We start from the raw sequence: 16370 nt of genomic DNA on the forward strand, positions 1-16370 counted from the left end.
TGGAAAACGATGTTATCGTCTCGCGCATGGGACGTGTAGACGGCAAGGTCGCGCTGATCAGCGGCGGCGCCCGCAACATCGGCGGAGCCAGCGCCCGGTTGCTCGTGGCCGAGGGCGCGAAGGTCGTCATCGGTGACCTCCTCGACGAGGAGGGCGCCGCCCTGGCCGACGAGCTGGGTGACAGTGCGCGCTACCTCCACCTCGACGTCACCAGCGACGCCGACTGGAAGAGCGCCGTCGCGTTCACGGTCGCGGAGTTCGGCAGCCTCGACGTGCTCTTCAACAACGCCGGCATCTTCAACGGCGGCCAGCTCCAGCGTTACAAGCAGGAGCTCTGGCAGGCGATGCTCGACGTCAACCTGACCGGCCCCTTCCTCGGCACCCGAGCGGCCGCCGACGCGATGATCGCCTCCGGCGGCGGCTCGATCATCAACACCTCCTCGATCGAGGGCCTGCGCGGCACGCCGTGGGCGCACGGCTACGTCGCCTCCAAGTGGGGGCTGACCGGCCTCACCAAGTCGACCGCGCTGGAGCTCGCACCTCACGGCATCCGGGTCAACTCGATCCACCCGGGACGGATCAGCACGCCGGCCACCGACGCGATGCCGGTCGACCTGATCCCGATCCCGCTCGGCCGACCCGGGCTGCCCGAGGAGGTCGCGGCCTTCGTGCTGTTCCTGGCGAGCGACGAGTCGTCGTTCGCCACCGGGGCCGAGTTCGTGGTCGACGGCGGCACCGTCACTGCCATCCCGACCAAGATCTGAGCAGCGCCGTACGCCGATGAGCCGGCCACCGCTGAGCGCCGAGCAGATCTACGCCGAGTCGCTGCGCATCCTGGACGAGGAGGGGCTCAAGGGCCTCAACGCGCGCAACCTGACGGGCCGGCTCTCCTGCTCGACCAAGACGCTCTACGCGCTCGTCGGCAACCGCGACGCGATGGTCCGCGGCGTCGTGGCGCACGCGTTCGCGGGGATGGACCTGGAGTTCAGGCCTGGCCCCGACTGGCAGACCAGCATCGGGAACTGGACCCGGACCCTGCGATCAGCGCTGCTTGCCCGGCCCTACCTGGGCAGCCTGATGACCCTCGAGGACCGGGATGCCACGGTGGCGTACGTCGTACGCCTGGTGGACGCCCTGGTCGCGCACGGCTTCCGGAGACGCCTCGCGATCGAGGTCGCCGGAAACGTCGGTCACTGGACCATCGCCTCATCGTTGCTGGACCTCCGCGCCCCGGGCGAGTGGGACCACCCCGAGCGGTTCGAGGCGACGCTCGGGTGGTTGGTCAGCGGCATCGAGGTGGCTCACCCCGGCGGCGGGTCGTAGCGCAGCGACCACCAGTAGCGCCCGCGGTCGGCCCGGCGCTTCCAGCCCGCACTCAGGAGATTGGTGTCCAGCTCGTTGAGCCGCTGGTGGGCCAGGTCGGTCCACTCGTTGGGCTCGGTCTGGCGCTCGAGGTCCTCGGTGGGCAGTACCGGGAAGGTGGCCCCCACGGCGGCGTGCTCGGAGGCGTCGTGCTCCGGGTCGTCGGGAGCCGCGACGAAGCGGTACGGCGGGCCGCCACCCGCCCCGATCACCGCGCCCAGGACCGCGCGGACCCAGGAGTGCTTGCCGAGCTGTTCCAGGTGGATCTGGACCACGGCATCCCGCGCGTTCGTCATCGTCGTCGCCTCCATCGCCGAAGGAACAAGGCTCCTCATCTCAACTTCTTCCCTGCGGTCGGGGGCGGCCAGAGGCTTTGGTCCCTGGTGACGCGAGCCATGCCGTCGCAGAGTGGTGGTATGGCAGACCAGTGGCTCACGGGGCCGGTCGTGGTCACCGGCGCGTCGGGACAGGTGGGCGCCGCCCTGCAGGAGCGGCTGTCTGGTCTCCCCAACGACGTGCGTCCGATCGGTCGCCGCGACGACCTCACTGCCGCTGTCCGGGACGCGGACGTCGTGGTGCACCTGGCGGGGACGCTCCGGCCGAGGCGCCCCGACACCTACGCGAGCTCCAACCTCGAGACGGCCGAGGCGGTCGTCGCCGCGCTGGTGGGGTCGTCGGTACGCCGCGTCGTCACCCTGTCCTACCTCGACGCCGACCCGGCCTCGGGCAACCTCTACCTGCGGCTCAAGGCCGAGGCCGAGCAGCGGCTGGAGGCGACCGGGGTGCCGACCGTCGTACTCCGGGCGGCGCACATCTACGGGGACGCGAGCCGGCCAGGGCCCACGGCCGAGGCGATGCTCTCGCGCGGAGGCAAGCCGGTCTCAGTCCTGGGCTCGGGCGGCCAGCGCTGGGCGTGGGTCGCCAACCGCGACGTGGTGGAGGCACTGACCCACGCGGCACTCGACCCGTCGACGCCGACGGGGACCTACGAGCTCGCCGGGCCGCGGGCGCTCACGGTCGACGATTTCGTGCGGCAGGTCAACGGAGCCCACGTCCGGGTCCGGCACCTGAACGACCCGATGGCCCGGGTGCTGAGCCGCGTGCTGCCGTCACTGCCGGCACCGCTGGTCGACGTGATGCTCCGCGACTGTGTGCCGACGGGCGACCCCGCCGACACCGCGTCTCGCTTCGGCTTCGAGCTGCACGACCTCGACGCCGAATGGACTTAACCCCCCGGGGGGTTATACTTCAGTTCGATGGTGTCGCCCCTGGACGCCCGAAGACCTGGAGTTGCTTGATGAATCTCGACCGCGCGGTGCTGACGCTGGCCGGCAGCATGGTCCTCGTCAGCGCGCTGATGGCCGCCCTGGTCTCGTCGTGGTGGCTGCTGCTGACGGCGTTCGTCGGCCTCAACCTGCTGCAGTCGAGCTTCACGGGCTTCTGCCCGGCAGCCCTCGTGTTCCGGCGCTTCGGAGTGACCAGCGGCTGCGCGTTCCGTTAGCTGAACAGGCGGCACGCCGAGTGGGTCGTGTGTGTCAGGGAGCGCCACAGCGCACTGTCAGGCACACGACCCGAGGCCCGCGCGCGAGGACTTCAATCACCGTGGGTCAGCGAGGTGTGGTCCGGCTGAGCGGCAGGCGGACGGTGAAGGTGCTGCCCTCGCCGAGCTCCGACTCCAGCCGGATCGAGCCGCCGTGGCGCTGGAGGATGCGGCGCACGATGCTCAGCCCCAGGCCCGTGCCGGGCAGGGCGAGTGCGTCGGGGTTGGTGGTCCTGAAGAACTCGGTGAACAGCTCCTCCTGGTCCGGCTTGCTGATGCCCATGCCGGTGTCCTTGACGACCAGCCGCACGAAGCGGTCGGTGCGCTCGGTCGACACCGTGACAGACCCGCCCGTCCGCGTGTACTTCACCGCGTTGCCGACCAGGTTGAGCGCCACCCGCTCGAGCTCGTCGCGGTCGCCGCTGATGAGCAGCGGCCCCCCATGAGGTACGACGGTCAGGTCGACGCCCTGCTCTTCCGCGGGCGGCCGGAACGCGGCGACCGCGTCCAGGGCCGCCTGGTGCAGGTCGACGACGGTGGAGGTGGGGGCCGGTGAGTTGGCGTCGGTGAGCTTCTTGAGCGTGAGCAGGTCGTCGATCAGCGTCATCACCCGCTCGAGGTTGCGGAAGATGACGCTGAAGCTGGCCGGCGTCGCCGAGCGCGGGTCGTCCTCGATCAGCTCGAGGTGGCCGGCGATGGACGTCAGCGGCGTGCGCAGCTCGTGCGACACCGTGGAGATCAGGTCGCTCTTGTAGTGGTCAAGCGACTCCAGCTGCCCGACCAGGATCCGCTCGCGCTCGAGGAGTCGAGCGTTGAGGATCGCCTGGCCGAGGTTGCGTGCGATCTGGCCCGCGGCCTGGACCTCGTGGGGAGAGAAGTCGCCGCTGCCGGCCGCGCGTACGGCGGCGAGGTAGCCAAGGCAGTCGGGTCCGGTGCCGACGGGCGCGAGCAGGATGGTGCCGGCGCCGAGCGGCCGGAGGTAGTCCGCCATGAGCCGGTGCTCGGGGTCGGCGGGGTCCTGACGCGTCGAGGGGCGGGGGACCCAGCCCGCGGCCCCACCGGCGACCGGGATCCGCTCACCGGAGGCGAGGCTGGGACCGGCCGGGAAGAGGGCGCGGTCGGTCAGGCTGACCGGCTCGTTCTCGGCGGCTCCGACCACACCGTCCTCGTCAAGCCGGGCGAGGGCCACGTCACCGGTGGCCCAGGCGTTGCGTGCGGCCCGGGAGACGGCCTCCATCAACAGAGGGGAGGCGGGCTGGGCCGAGTCGTTCGGCCACCTCGCGCCGTGGCCGGTGGTGGAGTCTCCGTCGCCGAAGGCGCGGAGCCAGACGTGGTCGGCACTCAGCGTCCGGGCGATCTCGCCCACGGTGCCCTGGATGATCTGCTGCACGTCAAGAGACCGCGCGGCGCGGCCGTGCAGCGACTCCACGGCGGTCGCCAGGCGTACCTGCTCCTCGAGCTCGGTGGCGCGGCGGGCGTTGTGGAGCGCGACGCCCGCGAGGTCGGCGTACATCTCGAGCAGCTCGCGCCGCGCCTGGTCCGGACGCTTCCCGTCGACGGGGAGGTCGACCGAGAGCAGGCCGAGCAGCTCGCCGGCGGGCGAGCGCAGGGGCGAGCGCAGGGTGTCCTCGGGGCGCCAGCGGTCGGGATCCGGCTCGGAGTCACCGTCGGGCACGACCTCGGGAGGGATCCACCCGAGGACCTCACCGTTGAGCCGCTCGGCCGGGATGAAGAGGAGCGAGCCCCACTGCTCGGCGAGCTCGAGCTCCGACTCCATCGCCGACAGCGGGACCCGGGCACCGAGCAGCAGCTCGCGCGCCTCGGCGCTGCCGGCCACCGCGGCGACCTGGAAGTGCAGGTCCCGCGTGAGGTAGCTGATCGCCGCGACCTCGAAGCCGACCGCCTGGGCGACCCCTTCGGCAACGGCCAGCAGGACGGACTCGACGTCGGCGCCACCGTTGATGCGCCGCATGATCTGGTAGATCGGCCTCAGATCGCCGACCTGTGCACGGACCGGACTCAACGCCACCTCCCGAAAGAGCGACCAGTCTCGCAGGTCACAGAGTCGCTGACGACACGAAGCGACCCACATCGATCCGGATCGCGACGCGGGCGGGGTTCTCCCGTGGTGTGCGGTAGCGGCTCGCGTAGCGCTCGCAGGCGCGGGCCACCGACGCCGGGTCGGTGACGACGATCCCCTGGCCCTCGAGGGTCGACCAGCGACCGCCGTCGACCTGGCAGGCCGCGAGCGCCCCGCCGTGCTCGAGGTTGCGCGCCTTGCGCGAGACGCCGTGGGTGATCACCCACGCGCACTGCTCCTCAGGGTCCAGCGCCACCCCGACGGGTACGACGTGCAGCCGTCCGTCGGGCCGCAGCGTGCTCAGCGTGCACAGGTGCCGCTCGCTCCAGAAGTCCAGCAGGGGTTGGGGAAACTCGTCCCAGCCGGGTCGCCACACGGTCATGTCAGATCCTCAAATCCATCGGGTGAACCAGATCCGGTCGAGCCACTCCGAACGGGTGAGCAGCTCGTTGGTGTAGATCGGCCAGAACCACGCGAAGTTGACCAGGACCAGCACGAAGAACGAGCCGGCCACGATCACCCCCGCCGTACGCCGTGGCGAGGACGGACGGGACCGCCCGACCAGCTTGCCCATCGCCAAGGTCAGTGCCAGCACGATGAACGGCAGCGTCGCGATCGCGTAGAACAGGAAGATCGGCCGGTCGTCGTAGCGCAGCCAGGGCAGCCACGTGGACGCGGTGCCGACGATCGCGACCCCGAAGCGCCAGTCGCGCGCGCCGATCCACATCGCCAGCCCGTAGAGCAGCGCCACGATCCCGCCCCACCAGAGCACGGGCGTGCCGATCAGCAGCACCTGCCGCAGACAGGTGCTGCCGGCGGGCGCGTCGCAGCCCCGGGTGCCGGGCTCGATGCCGGTGTCGGCGGCGACGCCCACCGGCCGGTTGAGCAGCAGCCAGCCCAACGGCTTGGAGCCGTAGGTGTGGTCGCTGCAGTTGAGGAAGTGGGTGTGGAACGTGAACAGGTCCTGGTGGTAGCTCCACAGCGAGCGCAGCGACTGCACGCCCTCGGCGGGTCCGGTCGCGTCGGGCTCCGAGGCGGTGGGCCAGCGGTCGTCGTTGAGCACCGGTTCGTCCTCGCAGGTCGCGCCCTCCGCGACGAAGCGCGTGTACTGGCTGGACGACAGGTGCTCCTCGTACTCCCCGGCGTGCATCAGCCACCCGGTCCAGGTGCCGACGTAGACCACGAACGCGACCAGGACCAGCTGCGCGAAGGCCGGGGCGCCGTCGACCAGCGCGGAGCGGAGCACCGGCCAGCGCACGCCGAACGAGCGGCGCGCCCCGGCGCTCCAGAGCCAGACCATCGTGCCGAAGGCGGCCATCGGGAAGGCCGCGGTCCACTTGGTGCCGATCGCGAGGCCGAAGCAGACCCCGGCCAGCACCAACCAGGGCCGGAAGAGCACCGGTCGCACCGGGCCCCAGCCGGTCGCGGGCACGCCGTCGCCCGCCTCGACCGCGGCCGCCAGCCGGGCGCGGTAGTGGTCGCGGTCGGCGACCACGCAGTGCACCCCGCAGAGCAGGAAGAACGCCAGGAAGATGTCGAGCAGCGCGAGCCGGGAGAGCACGAAGTGCAGCCCGTCGAGGCTCAGCAGCAGCCCGGCGACACAGCCGAGCGCGGTCGACCCGGTGAGCCGCCGGGCCAGCCGGCACATGACCAGCACCATCAGCGCGCCGACGACCGCGGCCGAGATCCGCCAGCCGAACGGGTCCATGCCGAAGGCCTTCTCGCCCAGCGCGATCAGCCACTTGCCGACCTCGGGGTGCACAATCATGGAGGGGTCGGATTTCCACACGTCGGTGGTCTGGCCGCCCAGGATCAGCTCGTTGGCGTCGTCGACGTAGTTGCGCACGTAGCCGTGGTTCGCCATCGACCAGGCGTCCTTGGCGTAGTACGTCTCGTCGAACTCGAACTCCTTCGGCGACCCGAGGTGCCAGAGCCGCAGGAACAGCGCGAGCAGGGTGACCCCGATCGCGGCGCTCCACGCGACCAGCGGGTCCTCGAGGCCGTCGCGCTTCCGGGACCGCTCCGGCGCCGTGGGGACGGCGAGCCCGGCGGCCGTGGTGGACAGGCCCTTGCGGGACCGCCGGTCCGGGGTCGTCACAGGGCCGTCTCCACGGGGCAGGACTCTACGTGCCCCTCCCGCCCCACTGACATGATCGGCGCGTGACGACTTCCGAGGGCGCGCCCCAGAGTGAGTACGGCGTGCTCGTGCTGGCCGCGACCCCCATCGGCCGGGTCGCCGACGCGGCCCCGCGCCTCGGCGAGGAGCTGGCGACCGCGGCTGTCGTCGCCGCCGAGGACACCCGCCGCCTCAAGCGGCTGACCACCGACCTGGGTGTCACCGTGACCGGCCGCGTCGTCTCCTACTTCGAGGGCAACGAGTCCGCCCGCACCCCCGTGCTCCTCGAGGCGCTGCTGGCCGGCGAGCGCGTGCTGCTGGTCACCGACGCCGGGATGCCCAGCGTCTCCGACCCCGGCTACCGCCTGGTGGCGGCCGCGGTGGAGGCCGGCGTCCGCGTGACCGCCGTACCGGGTCCCTCCGCCGTGCTCACCGCGCTCGCAGTCTCGGGGCTGCCGGTCGACCGCTTCTGCTTCGATGGCTTCCTGCCGCGCAAGCAGGGGGAGCGCGCCCGACGGCTCGCGGCGTTGGCGGCCGAGGAGCGCACGATGGTCTTCTTCGAGGCGCCCCACCGCACCGAGACGGCGCTGCGCGCGATGGCCGAGGCCTGGGGCGACGACCGCCTGGCCGCGGTCTGCCGGGAGCTGACCAAGACCCACGAGGAGGTACGCCGGGGCCCGCTGGGCGAGCTGGTGGCCTGGGCCGCGGAGGGCGTGCGCGGCGAGGTGACCGTGGTCGTGGCCGGTGCCGACGGCGGGCCGAGCATCGCCGACGACGAGGCCAGCCTCCGCGCCGCCGTACAGGAGAGGGAGGATCGGGGCATGACGCGTAAGGACGCCATCGTGGAGGTCGCCCGGCTCGCCGGTCTCCCCAAACGCGAGGTCTACAACCTGGTGCACGGCCGGTGAGCGGACCTGTGGGTGGGCGGATCCGTTCCTACCGGCGCGACGGGTTCACGTTCGACGTCCTCGACGACGGGCCGCTCGACGGCGACGTGGTCGTGCTCCTGCACGGCTTCCCGGAGCGCGCGACCTCCTGGGGCAGCGTGGCCCCGCTGCTCCACGCGGCCGGGCTGCGCACCCTCGCCGTCGACCAGCGCGGCTACTCGCCGGGTGCCCGGCCGCGCCGCCGGCGGGACTACCGGGCGACCGAGCTGGCCGACGACGTCGCCGCCCTGGTGGAGCTGGTCGGCGGTCCCGTGCATGTCGTCGGGCACGACTGGGGGTCCTTCGTGGCCTGGGCCCTGGCCGCGCGCCGGCCCGACCTGGTCCGCACCCTCACCGCTGTCTCGGTGCCGCACCCGGCGGCGTTCGAGCGCGCGCTGCTGACGTCGAGGCAGGGCCTCAAGTCCTGGTACATGCTGCTCTTCCAGATCCCCTTCCTCGTCGAGCTGTCGGCTCGTCGCCGCGGCGGCGCGTTCGACAAGGGCCTGCGCCAGTCCGGGATGACGCCCTCGGAGATCGCCCGCTGCCGCACCGAGGTGGTGGAGTACGGCGCCCTGCGCGGTGGTCTGTCGTGGTACCGCGCCATCGTCTTCGCGGACCGGGAGCTGGCCCGCCGCCCGATCCTGGCCCCGACGACGCTGGTCTGGAGCGACGGCGACACCGCGATCGTCCGCAAGGGCGCCGAGCTGACCGCGGCGCACGTGCAGGGTCCCTACGTCTTCGTCGAGCTGCCCGGCGTCAGCCACTGGATCCCGACGCAGGCGCCGGAGCAGCTGGCGACCGCGATCCTCGACCGGGTGTGGTCGGTGTGAGCAGTGTGGGTAGGAGCGCCGAGCGTCCCCCGGCACCGGAGCCGTTGCCGCACCCTGTGGTCGACAACCACTGCCACCTCGACATCGACGCGCACGGAGGAGTCGGCCTCGAGCCGGCCGAGGCGATCGCCGCCGCGGCAGCCGTCGGCGTGACGAGGATCGTCCAGATCGGGTGTGACCTGCCGGGTGCGCGCTGGGCGGTGGCCGCGGCCGCCGAGCACTCCGGGCTCATCGCCGGCGTCGCGCTCCACCCCAACGAGGCTCCCCGCCTGGCCGCGACCGGGTCGCTCGACGCGGCGCTCGCGGAGATCGAGAGCCTCGCCGTGGCCCACGACAAGGTGCGCGCCGTGGGGGAGACCGGGCTCGACCACTTCCGCACCGGCGAGGATGGCCGGGCGGTCCAGGTCGAGTCGTTCCGCCGCCACATCGACCTCGCCAAGCGCCTCGACAAGACGCTCGTGATCCACGACCGCGACACCCACGACGAGGTGCTCGCCGTGCTCGACGAGGAGGGGGTGCCCGAGCGCTGGGTGATGCACTGCTTCTCCGGCGACGCGGACTTCGCCCGGCGCTGCCTCGACCGCGGCGCCCACCTCTCCTTCGCGGGCACGATGACGTTCAAGAACGCCCAGCCGGTGCGCGACGCGCTCGCGGTCACCCCGCTCGACCGGGTGCTGGTCGAGACTGACGCGCCGTTCCTCACGCCGACGCCCTACCGCGGCCGTCCCAACGCGTCGTACCTCGTCCCGCTCACGGTGCGAGCGATGGCCGAGGTGCGCGGTGACGACCTGGAGACGCTCTGCGCGGCGCTCGACACCAACACTGAGAGGGCGTTCGGAGGCGCCTGGTGAGCGGGTAAAGGCGCGAGATCCCGGTCACGTTGCCCACCGACGGAGGGGCCGAGGGTTTGCAATCTCGACCCTGGGTTTGCTGTGGTGGAGCACAGACAGCCGGTTCTCGAGGGGCCGGGAAGTCCCAACGTTCGGAGAACTGTGCCCCAGGATGAGCAGCCTACCCAGGCCGTCACCCCGGCTTCCAAGCCCCCCTCCAAGCTGATTTCCTTCGTCCGCAGCAGGCGCGTCCTGGTTGCGCTCGCCGTGGTGGCGGCTCTCGCCGTCGGCGGCACCACCTACGGCTATGCGGCCCTCAGCACCACCGTCGAGATGTCGGTCGACGGCGAGATGCGCGAGGTCACCACCTTCGGCGACACCGTCGAAGAGGTGCTCGCCTCCGAGGGCATCGAGGTCGGAGAGCGCGACATCGTCGCCCCCGGTCTCGACGAGGCCGTCGTGGACGGCAGCTCCATCAACGTGCGCTACGCGCGCCCCTTCGACGTCGTCGTCGACGGTGAGGCGACCACCCACTGGGTACACGCCACCGACGTGGCCTCCGCCCTGGGCGAGATCGGCCGCTCCTTCCGAGACGCCGAGCTCTCCGCGAGCCGTGGCCTGACCATCGGCCGCGACGGGCTCTCCCTCGAGGTCGTGACCCCGAAGCGGCTGACCGTCAAGGTCGGCGCCCACAAGCCCGTCACCCGCACCATCGTGGCCCTGACCGTGGAGGAGGCGCTGGAGGAGCTCGGCGTCGAGATCCACCAGCCCGACGAGACCAAGCCCGCCCTGGGCTCTGTCGTCCAGGACGGCGACAAGATCGTGTTCACCAACGTCCGTGTCGAGCGCTTGAGCGTCAAGGGCGAGGCCGTCGACTTCGCGACCATCGAGCGCGAGGACGACTCCATGACCGAGGGCGAGACCACGCTGGTCCGCGCCGGTCGCGAGGGTCTGCGCAACGTGACCTACCGGCTCGAGTACCGCAACGGCGAGCTCACCGTCCGCAAGGTGCTGCGCCAGAAGGTGCTGCGCAACGCGGTCTCCGAGATCGTCGAGGTCGGCACCGCGCCTGCCGTGGTCGCCTACGCCACCGGCAACACCGTCTGGGACGCGCTGGCGCAGTGCGAGTCCGGCGGCAACTGGGCGATCAACACCGGCAACGGCTACTACGGCGGGCTTCAGTTCAGCCTCGGCACGTGGCAGGCCTACGGCGGCACCGGGCTGCCCAGTGCCAACAGCCGCGAGACCCAGATCGCCGTGGCGACCCGACTGCGGGACGCCACCGGCGGCTACGGCTCGTGGCCCGGCTGCGCGGCCAGCCTGGGGCTCCCCACCTGACCGCGGAGCCACGAACTAGCCTGGCACCCATGTCTGACACCTCCGCCGGCCCGAGGCTTCTCGGGCCGGCGGAGGTGCGTCAGCTCGCGGACCGCCTCGACCTCCGGCCCACCAAGCAGCGCGGCCAGAACTTCGTCATCGACCCCAACACCGTGCGCCGGATCGTGCGCGAGTCGGGGATCGGTCCCGACGACGTCGTGCTCGAGGTCGGCCCCGGTCTCGGGTCGCTGACCCTGGCCCTGCTCGGCGTGGCCCGCCGCGTGGTTGCGATCGAGATCGACGACAAGCTCGCGGGGCTGCTGCCCGAGACGGTGGCGACGTACGCGCCGGGGCAGGCCGACCGCTTCGAGGTCGTGCTGGCCGACGCGATGCGCGTCCAGGAGCTGCCCGGGCCGCCGCCCACCGCGTTGGTGGCCAACCTGCCCTACAACGTCTCGGTGCCCGTGCTGCTGCACCTGCTGATGCTGCTCCCGTCGCTCGAGCGCGGCCTGGTGATGGTGCAGGCCGAGGTCGCCGACCGCCTGGCCGCGTCGCCGGGCTCCAAGGTCTACGGCGTCCCGTCGGTCAAGGCCGCCTGGTACGCCGACGTACGCCGCGCGGGTGCGGTCGGGCGCAACGTCTTCTGGCCGGCGCCCAACGTCGACTCCGGCCTGGTCTCGTGGACCCGGCGCGACCCGCCGGCGACCACCGCCACCCGCGAGCAGGTCTTCGAGGTGGTCGACCTCGCGTTCGCCCACCGCCGCAAGGTGCTCCGCGGCGCGCTGCGCGAGCTGGCCGGCTCCGCCGAGGCGGCCGCCGCCGCGCTCGAGCAGGCCGGCGTCGAGCCGATGGCACGCGGCGAGTCACTGACCGTCGAGCAGTTCGCGCGCGTCGCGGAGGTGCTCGCGTCATGAGCGCCTCCGCAAGCATCACCGTGCGTGCCGCCGCCAAGATCAACCTCCACCTCGGCGTCGGGGCCCCCCGCGAGGACGGTTTCCACCCGTTGACCACGGTCTACCAGGCCGTCGGCCTCTGCGACGACGTCACCGCCACCGGCGAGCTCCCCGGCTGGGACCTGCGGATGCTGGTCGCCGACCACGTCGACGCCGGGGCGATCCCGCTCGACGACACCAACATCGTGAGCCGGGCCGCGACCCTGCTGGCCGCCCACCACGACCTCCCCGTCCACGGGCAGGTCTCGGTCGAGAAGGCGATCCCGGTCGCGGGCGGCCTGGCCGGTGGCTCCGCTGACGCGGCGGCCGCCCTGGTCGCGCTCGACCGGCTGTGGGACGCCCGCACCACCGACGACGACCTGCTCGCGATCGCCGCCGAGCTGGGCAGCGACGTACCGTTCGCGCTCATCGGCGGCACCGCCCTCGGCACCGGCCGCGGTGAGCTGGTCACCCCGGTCGCCGACCACGGCACCTGGTGGTGGGTGCTCGTCCCGAGCCTCGAGGGCATGTCGACCCCGGCCGTCTACCAGCACTTCGACAAGCTCTTCCCTGACGCCTCACCCACGCCGCCACCGGCCGACGAGCTCCTCGCCGCCGTGGCCGCGGGTGACCCGAAGGCACTCGCCCCACTGCTGCGCAACGACCTCCAGGAGCCTGCGATCGACCTCCGTCCCGACCTCGGCGTACTCATCGAACGCGGGGAGTCCGAAGGGGCGCTGCGCGGGCTGGTCAGCGGCTCCGGGCCTACCTGTGTGTTCCTGTGCGAGTCCGGCGACCACGCCCGCGACCTGGCCGGGGCGCTGCTCCGGGTCGGGCCCGAGGTCGTGCTCGTCGCCAACGGTGCCGTCGCCGGCGCCCACGTGGTCGGGGGCGACCGTGGCTAACCTCCTCAACCTCGAGCGGGTCTCGAAGGCGTACGGCGTCCGGCCGCTGCTCACCGACGTGTCCCTCGGGATCGCTGTCGGCGAGCGGATCGGCATCGTCGGCCGCAACGGCGACGGCAAGACCACGCTGCTCGAGGTGATGACCGGACTGGAGGAACCGGACTCCGGTCGGGTCTCGATGACCCGTGGCCTGCACGTCGGCTACCTGCACCAGGGTGACGAGCTGGTCGACACCCACAGTGTCCGCGAGGCCGTGTTGGGCGGCATGGACGACCACGAGTGGGCCGCGGACTTCCGCACGCGTGAGGTCGTGGAGGTGCTGCTCGCCGGTGTCTCCCTCGACCGTCCGGTGATCGGGCTCTCCGGTGGTGAGCGCCGCCGATGCTCCCTGGCCGCGCTGCTGCTCGGCGACCACGACCTGATCGTGCTCGACGAGCCGACCAACCACCTCGACGTCGAGGCGGTGGCGTGGCTGGCCGCCCACCTGGTGAAGCGGCCCTCCGCGATGGTGGTCGTGACCCACGACCGGTGGTTCCTCGACGAGGTCTGCCAGTGGACCTGGGAGGTGCACGACGGTGTGGTGGACGCCTACGAGGGCGGGTACGCCGCATTCGTGCTCGCCAAGGCCGAGCGCACCCGCCAGGCCTCGGCCTCCGAGGCGCGGCGGCAGAACCTCGCCACGAAGGAGCTCGCGTGGCTGCGCCGCGGGGCACCCGCCCGGACCGCCAAGCCGAAGTTCCGCATCGAGGCGGCCAACGCTCTGATCGCGGACGTCCCCCCGCCCCGCGATCGGTTGGAGCTTCAGAAGTTCGCCACCCAGCGGCTCGGCAAGCAGGTGATCGACGTCGAGGACGTGGATCTCAAGCGTGGCGAACGCTCCCTGCTCACCCACGCCACCTGGCGGCTCGGCCCCGGCGACCGGGTCGGCCTGGTCGGCGTTAACGGCGCGGGCAAGACCTCGGTGCTCGCACTGCTCGCGGGCGACCTCGAGCCCTCAGCGGGCACGGTGAAGCGGGGCCGGACCATCTCGATGAGGCACCTGACCCAGCAGCTCGACGACCTCGATCCCGATGGTCGGGTGCTGCCGATGGTCGAGTCGTTCCGCCGGGTCGTGAAGACCGACAGTGGCGAGATCAGCGCCACCTCGATGCTGGAGCGGTTCGGCTTCACCGGCGACAAGCTGACCGCTCGGATCGGGGAGCTCTCGGGTGGCGAGCGCCGCCGCTTCCAGCTGCTGATGCTGCTGCTCGAGGAGCCCAACGTGTTGCTGCTCGACGAGCCCACCAACGACCTCGACATCGACACGCTCAACGTCCTCGAGGACTTCCTCGACGGCTGGCCGGGCACGCTGATCGTGGTCTCCCACGACCGCTACTTCCTCGAGCGCGTCACCGACTCCGTCTGGGCGCTGCTCGGCGACGGCAAGATCTCGATGCTGCCGCGCGGCGTCGACGAGTACCTCGAGCGTCGTACGGCGTCCCTCCAGGCAGCCGCGGCGCCGGCGTCACCCGGGACCTCCGGCCAGGCGGTGGAGCCCAAGCGCAAGCTCGGCGGCGCCGAGGAGCGCACCGCCCGCAAGTCGATGGCGCGCCTGGAGAAGCAGCTCGCCCGCGTCAACGCCCGCGAGGCCGAGCTCAACGCGCTGATCCTCGAGCACGCCCAGGACTACGCCAAGCTCGCCGACCTCAGCGCCGAGCTCCAACAGCTGCACGCCCAGAAGGACGAGTTCGAGCTCGAGTGGCTCGAGGTCGCTGAGGTCCTCGAACGCTGACCCGAATCTCACGTTGACCCGCCCGAAACTTTCGGGCGGGTCAACGTGATTTTGTGTCAGTTTCGGGCGGGTGAACGGTCAGGCGTAGGGAGCGAGGAGGGTCCGGAGGAGGGACGCGAGGCGGGTCTGGTCGCGGGTGGGGAGATCGGCAAGGAGCAGGCGCTCGGCCTCGAGCAGCGCCTCGAACGCGGCGTCGACGGCGGTCTTGCCTTCGGCGGTGAGCCGCACGATGACCCCGCGCCGGTCTTCGGGGTCGGGGGAGCGCTCGACGTAGCCGCGCGCGGTCAGCCGGTCGACGCGGTTGGTCATGGTCCCGCTGGTCACCAGGGTCTCGCGCAGCAGGCGTCCCGGCGAGAGCTCGTACGGCGGTCCGGCGCGGCGCAGGGCGGCGAGCACGTCGAACTCCCAGGGCTCGATGCCGTGCGCGGTGAAGGCGTCGCGGCGGGCCAGGTCGAGGTGGCGCGCGAGGCGGCTGATCCGGCTGAAGACGGCGACCGGCTCGAGGTCGAGGTCGGAGCGCTCGCGCGCCCACGCCTCCACGAGCTCGTCGACCTCGTCCCGGATGCCAGCCATGCCAAGCAGCGTAGCGGAACGTCGAGAATCTTGACATCAAGATATATTCGTCGCAGGATGGGGCCATGGCCGACACTCCGACGCCCGCTGGGCCCCGCTGGGACCCCGAGCGCTACCTGACCTACGCCGACGAGCGCGGCCGCCCGTTCGTCGAGCTCGTGGCGCGGGTTTCGGCCCAGAGCGGTGACCAGCGCCCCGAGCGCGTCGTCGACCTCGGCTGCGGCCCGGGCAACCTCACCGCGCTGCTGGCCGACCGCTGGCCCGACGCCGAGATCGTCGGGCTCGACTCCAGCCCCGAGATGATCGAGGCCGCCAGGCAGAAGGAGCCGCGCGTCGCGTTCGAGGTCGCCGACCTCCGCGAGTGGGCACCGCCCGCAGCGAGCGTCGACGTACTGGTCTCCAACGCCACCCTCCAGTGGGTGCCCGGCCACCTCGACCTGCTGCCGCGGCTGGTCGAGGCGGTCCGGCCCGGGGGCTGGCTCGCGTTCCAGGTGCCCGGCAACTTCGGCGAGCCCAGCCACACGCTGCGCGCGGAGCTCGCCGACCGGCCGCCGTACGCCGCCCACACGCGGGGGATCGCCAGCCCCGCGAGCCACGACCCCGCCGTCTACCTCGAGGCCCTCGCGGCGCTCGGGTGCGACGTCGACGCGTGGGAGACGACCTACCTCCACGTGCTCACCGGTGACGACCCGGTCTTCGACTGGGTCTCCGGCACCGGGGCCCGCCCGACCCTGCAGGCGCTGCCCGACGACCTGCGGGCGGAGTTCGAGCGGGAGTTCAAGGCGCGGCTGCGCGAGGCCTACCCGGCTCGCGACGGACGCGTCGTGCTGCCGTTCCGCAGGGTGTTCGTGGTCGCGCACGTCTAGACCTCCGCGTAACGCCTGGTCCCCGTCCCCGTTGAGGCGCCAGGGGGTGTGCCATGGATCACCATTCGGCAGAGCACGTCGCGGTTGCCAACCGACTCAAGCGCGCCCAGGGCCAGCTGGCCGGGGTGCTCCGGATGATGGAGAGCGGGCGCGAGGTCCACGAGGTGCTCCACCAGCTCAAGGCGGTCTCCAGCGCCCTCGACCGTGCCGGGCTCGCGCTGATCGCCGGAGAGTGGCGCCTGGCGGCCGCCGGCGAGGACGGCCCCACCGAGGACGACCTCGAGCGCCTCGAGCGACTCTTCCTCTCGCTGGGCTGATCCTG

At 72.0% G+C, this 16370-nt stretch carries 18 protein-coding genes; 13 read left to right on the top strand and 5 right to left on the bottom strand.

Translation table 11 applies throughout. The features are described 5' to 3' along the window. The first annotated feature begins 26 nt into the window (after positions 1 to 26). Together BLR90_RS06410 and BLR90_RS06415 are read left to right on the top strand one after the other, a co-directional pair. Positions 27 to 764: an SDR family oxidoreductase gene (locus tag BLR90_RS06410; RefSeq protein WP_091023678.1), complete on the top strand. Its 738-nt coding sequence runs from the start codon at positions 27 to 29 to the stop codon at positions 762 to 764. Positions 765 to 780: 16 nt separating this feature from the next. Continuing rightward, on the top strand, positions 781 to 1323 hold the full coding sequence (locus BLR90_RS06415) for a TetR family transcriptional regulator (RefSeq protein WP_091023680.1): 543 nt from the start codon (positions 781 to 783) through the stop codon (positions 1321 to 1323). On the opposite strand, the gene BLR90_RS06420 is transcribed toward BLR90_RS06415, so the two are convergent. Beyond that, positions 1302 to 1658, bottom strand: a complete 357-nt coding sequence (locus tag BLR90_RS06420) for a hypothetical protein (RefSeq protein WP_143016128.1) — start codon at positions 1656 to 1658, stop codon at positions 1302 to 1304. The genes BLR90_RS06415 and BLR90_RS06420 overlap by 22 nt on opposite strands. A 120-nt stretch (positions 1659 to 1778) precedes the next feature. Here BLR90_RS06420 and BLR90_RS06425 point away from each other — a divergent pair, with 120 nt between their 5' ends. Further along, a complete protein-coding gene (locus BLR90_RS06425) occupies positions 1779 to 2591 on the top strand; it encodes an SDR family oxidoreductase (RefSeq protein WP_170254273.1) in 813 nt (270 codons plus the stop codon). A gap of 68 nt (positions 2592 to 2659) precedes the next feature. Next, complete coding sequence (locus BLR90_RS06430; RefSeq protein ID WP_091023686.1) at positions 2660 to 2863, top strand: YgaP family membrane protein; 204 nt, start codon at positions 2660 to 2662, stop codon at positions 2861 to 2863. Between the two features lie 106 nt (positions 2864 to 2969). On the opposite strand, the gene BLR90_RS06435 is transcribed toward BLR90_RS06430, so the two are convergent. From BLR90_RS06435 to BLR90_RS06445, 3 genes are all read right to left on the bottom strand, one after another. Further along, a complete protein-coding gene (locus BLR90_RS06435) occupies positions 2970 to 4874 on the bottom strand; it encodes an ATP-binding protein (protein WP_170254274.1) in 1905 nt (634 codons plus the stop codon). 85 nt (positions 4875 to 4959) lie between these two features. After that, complete coding sequence (locus BLR90_RS06440) at positions 4960 to 5364, bottom strand: pyridoxamine 5'-phosphate oxidase family protein (RefSeq protein ID WP_091023690.1); 405 nt, start codon at positions 5362 to 5364, stop codon at positions 4960 to 4962. A gap of 9 nt (positions 5365 to 5373) precedes the next feature. After that, positions 5374 to 7080: a dolichyl-phosphate-mannose--protein mannosyltransferase gene (locus BLR90_RS06445; protein WP_091023692.1), complete on the bottom strand. Its 1707-nt coding sequence runs from the start codon at positions 7078 to 7080 to the stop codon at positions 5374 to 5376. Positions 7081 to 7142: 62 nt separating this feature from the next. Here BLR90_RS06445 and rsmI point away from each other — a divergent pair, with 62 nt between their 5' ends. From rsmI to BLR90_RS06480, 7 genes are all read left to right on the top strand, one after another. Continuing rightward, complete coding sequence (gene rsmI, locus BLR90_RS06450; RefSeq protein WP_245715189.1) at positions 7143 to 8006, top strand: 16S rRNA (cytidine(1402)-2'-O)-methyltransferase; 864 nt, start codon at positions 7143 to 7145, stop codon at positions 8004 to 8006. Further along, positions 8003 to 8854, top strand: a complete 852-nt coding sequence (locus tag BLR90_RS06455) for an alpha/beta fold hydrolase (RefSeq protein ID WP_245715190.1) — start codon at positions 8003 to 8005, stop codon at positions 8852 to 8854. The genes rsmI and BLR90_RS06455 overlap by 4 nt, the downstream gene beginning before the upstream one ends. A 56-nt stretch (positions 8855 to 8910) precedes the next feature. Beyond that, entirely contained in the window at positions 8911 to 9705 is a 795-nt protein-coding gene (locus BLR90_RS06460; protein ID WP_371863151.1) for a TatD family hydrolase, read from the top strand. Positions 9706 to 9954: 249 nt separating this feature from the next. Further along, positions 9955 to 11022: a resuscitation-promoting factor gene (locus BLR90_RS21625; protein WP_281245375.1), complete on the top strand. Its 1068-nt coding sequence runs from the start codon at positions 9955 to 9957 to the stop codon at positions 11020 to 11022. Between the two features lie 29 nt (positions 11023 to 11051). Beyond that, positions 11052 to 11915 carry a 16S rRNA (adenine(1518)-N(6)/adenine(1519)-N(6))-dimethyltransferase RsmA gene (gene rsmA / locus BLR90_RS06470; protein WP_091023698.1) on the top strand — a complete coding sequence of 288 codons (864 nt, stop codon included), beginning with the start codon at positions 11052 to 11054 and terminating at the stop codon, positions 11913 to 11915. Next, positions 11912 to 12838 (top strand): 4-(cytidine 5'-diphospho)-2-C-methyl-D-erythritol kinase, encoded by a 927-nt coding sequence (locus BLR90_RS06475; protein ID WP_091023700.1) that lies wholly within the window; start codon positions 11912 to 11914, stop codon positions 12836 to 12838. The genes rsmA and BLR90_RS06475 overlap by 4 nt, the downstream gene beginning before the upstream one ends. Beyond that, positions 12831 to 14609 (top strand): ABC-F family ATP-binding cassette domain-containing protein, encoded by a 1779-nt coding sequence (locus BLR90_RS06480; RefSeq protein WP_091024504.1) that lies wholly within the window; start codon positions 12831 to 12833, stop codon positions 14607 to 14609. The genes BLR90_RS06475 and BLR90_RS06480 overlap by 8 nt, the downstream gene beginning before the upstream one ends. Positions 14610 to 14687: 78 nt before the next feature. Here BLR90_RS06480 and BLR90_RS06485 read toward each other — a convergent pair whose 3' ends face one another. Continuing rightward, positions 14688 to 15182, bottom strand: coding sequence for a MarR family winged helix-turn-helix transcriptional regulator (locus tag BLR90_RS06485; protein ID WP_091023702.1), 495 nt, complete (start codon positions 15180 to 15182; stop codon positions 14688 to 14690). Between the two features lie 65 nt (positions 15183 to 15247). On the opposite strand from BLR90_RS06485, the gene BLR90_RS06490 reads away from it, so the two are divergent. Together BLR90_RS06490 and BLR90_RS06495 are read left to right on the top strand one after the other, a co-directional pair. Then, positions 15248 to 16048: a trans-aconitate 2-methyltransferase gene (locus BLR90_RS06490; RefSeq protein ID WP_091023704.1), complete on the top strand. Its 801-nt coding sequence runs from the start codon at positions 15248 to 15250 to the stop codon at positions 16046 to 16048. 53 nt (positions 16049 to 16101) lie between these two features. Beyond that, complete coding sequence (locus BLR90_RS06495) at positions 16102 to 16365, top strand: metal-sensitive transcriptional regulator (protein ID WP_091023706.1); 264 nt, start codon at positions 16102 to 16104, stop codon at positions 16363 to 16365. The last annotated feature ends 5 nt before the right edge of the window (positions 16366 to 16370 follow it).

This window comes from Nocardioides szechwanensis (genome assembly GCF_900103935.1).
GTDB lineage: Bacteria > Actinomycetota > Actinomycetes > Propionibacteriales > Nocardioidaceae > Nocardioides > Nocardioides szechwanensis.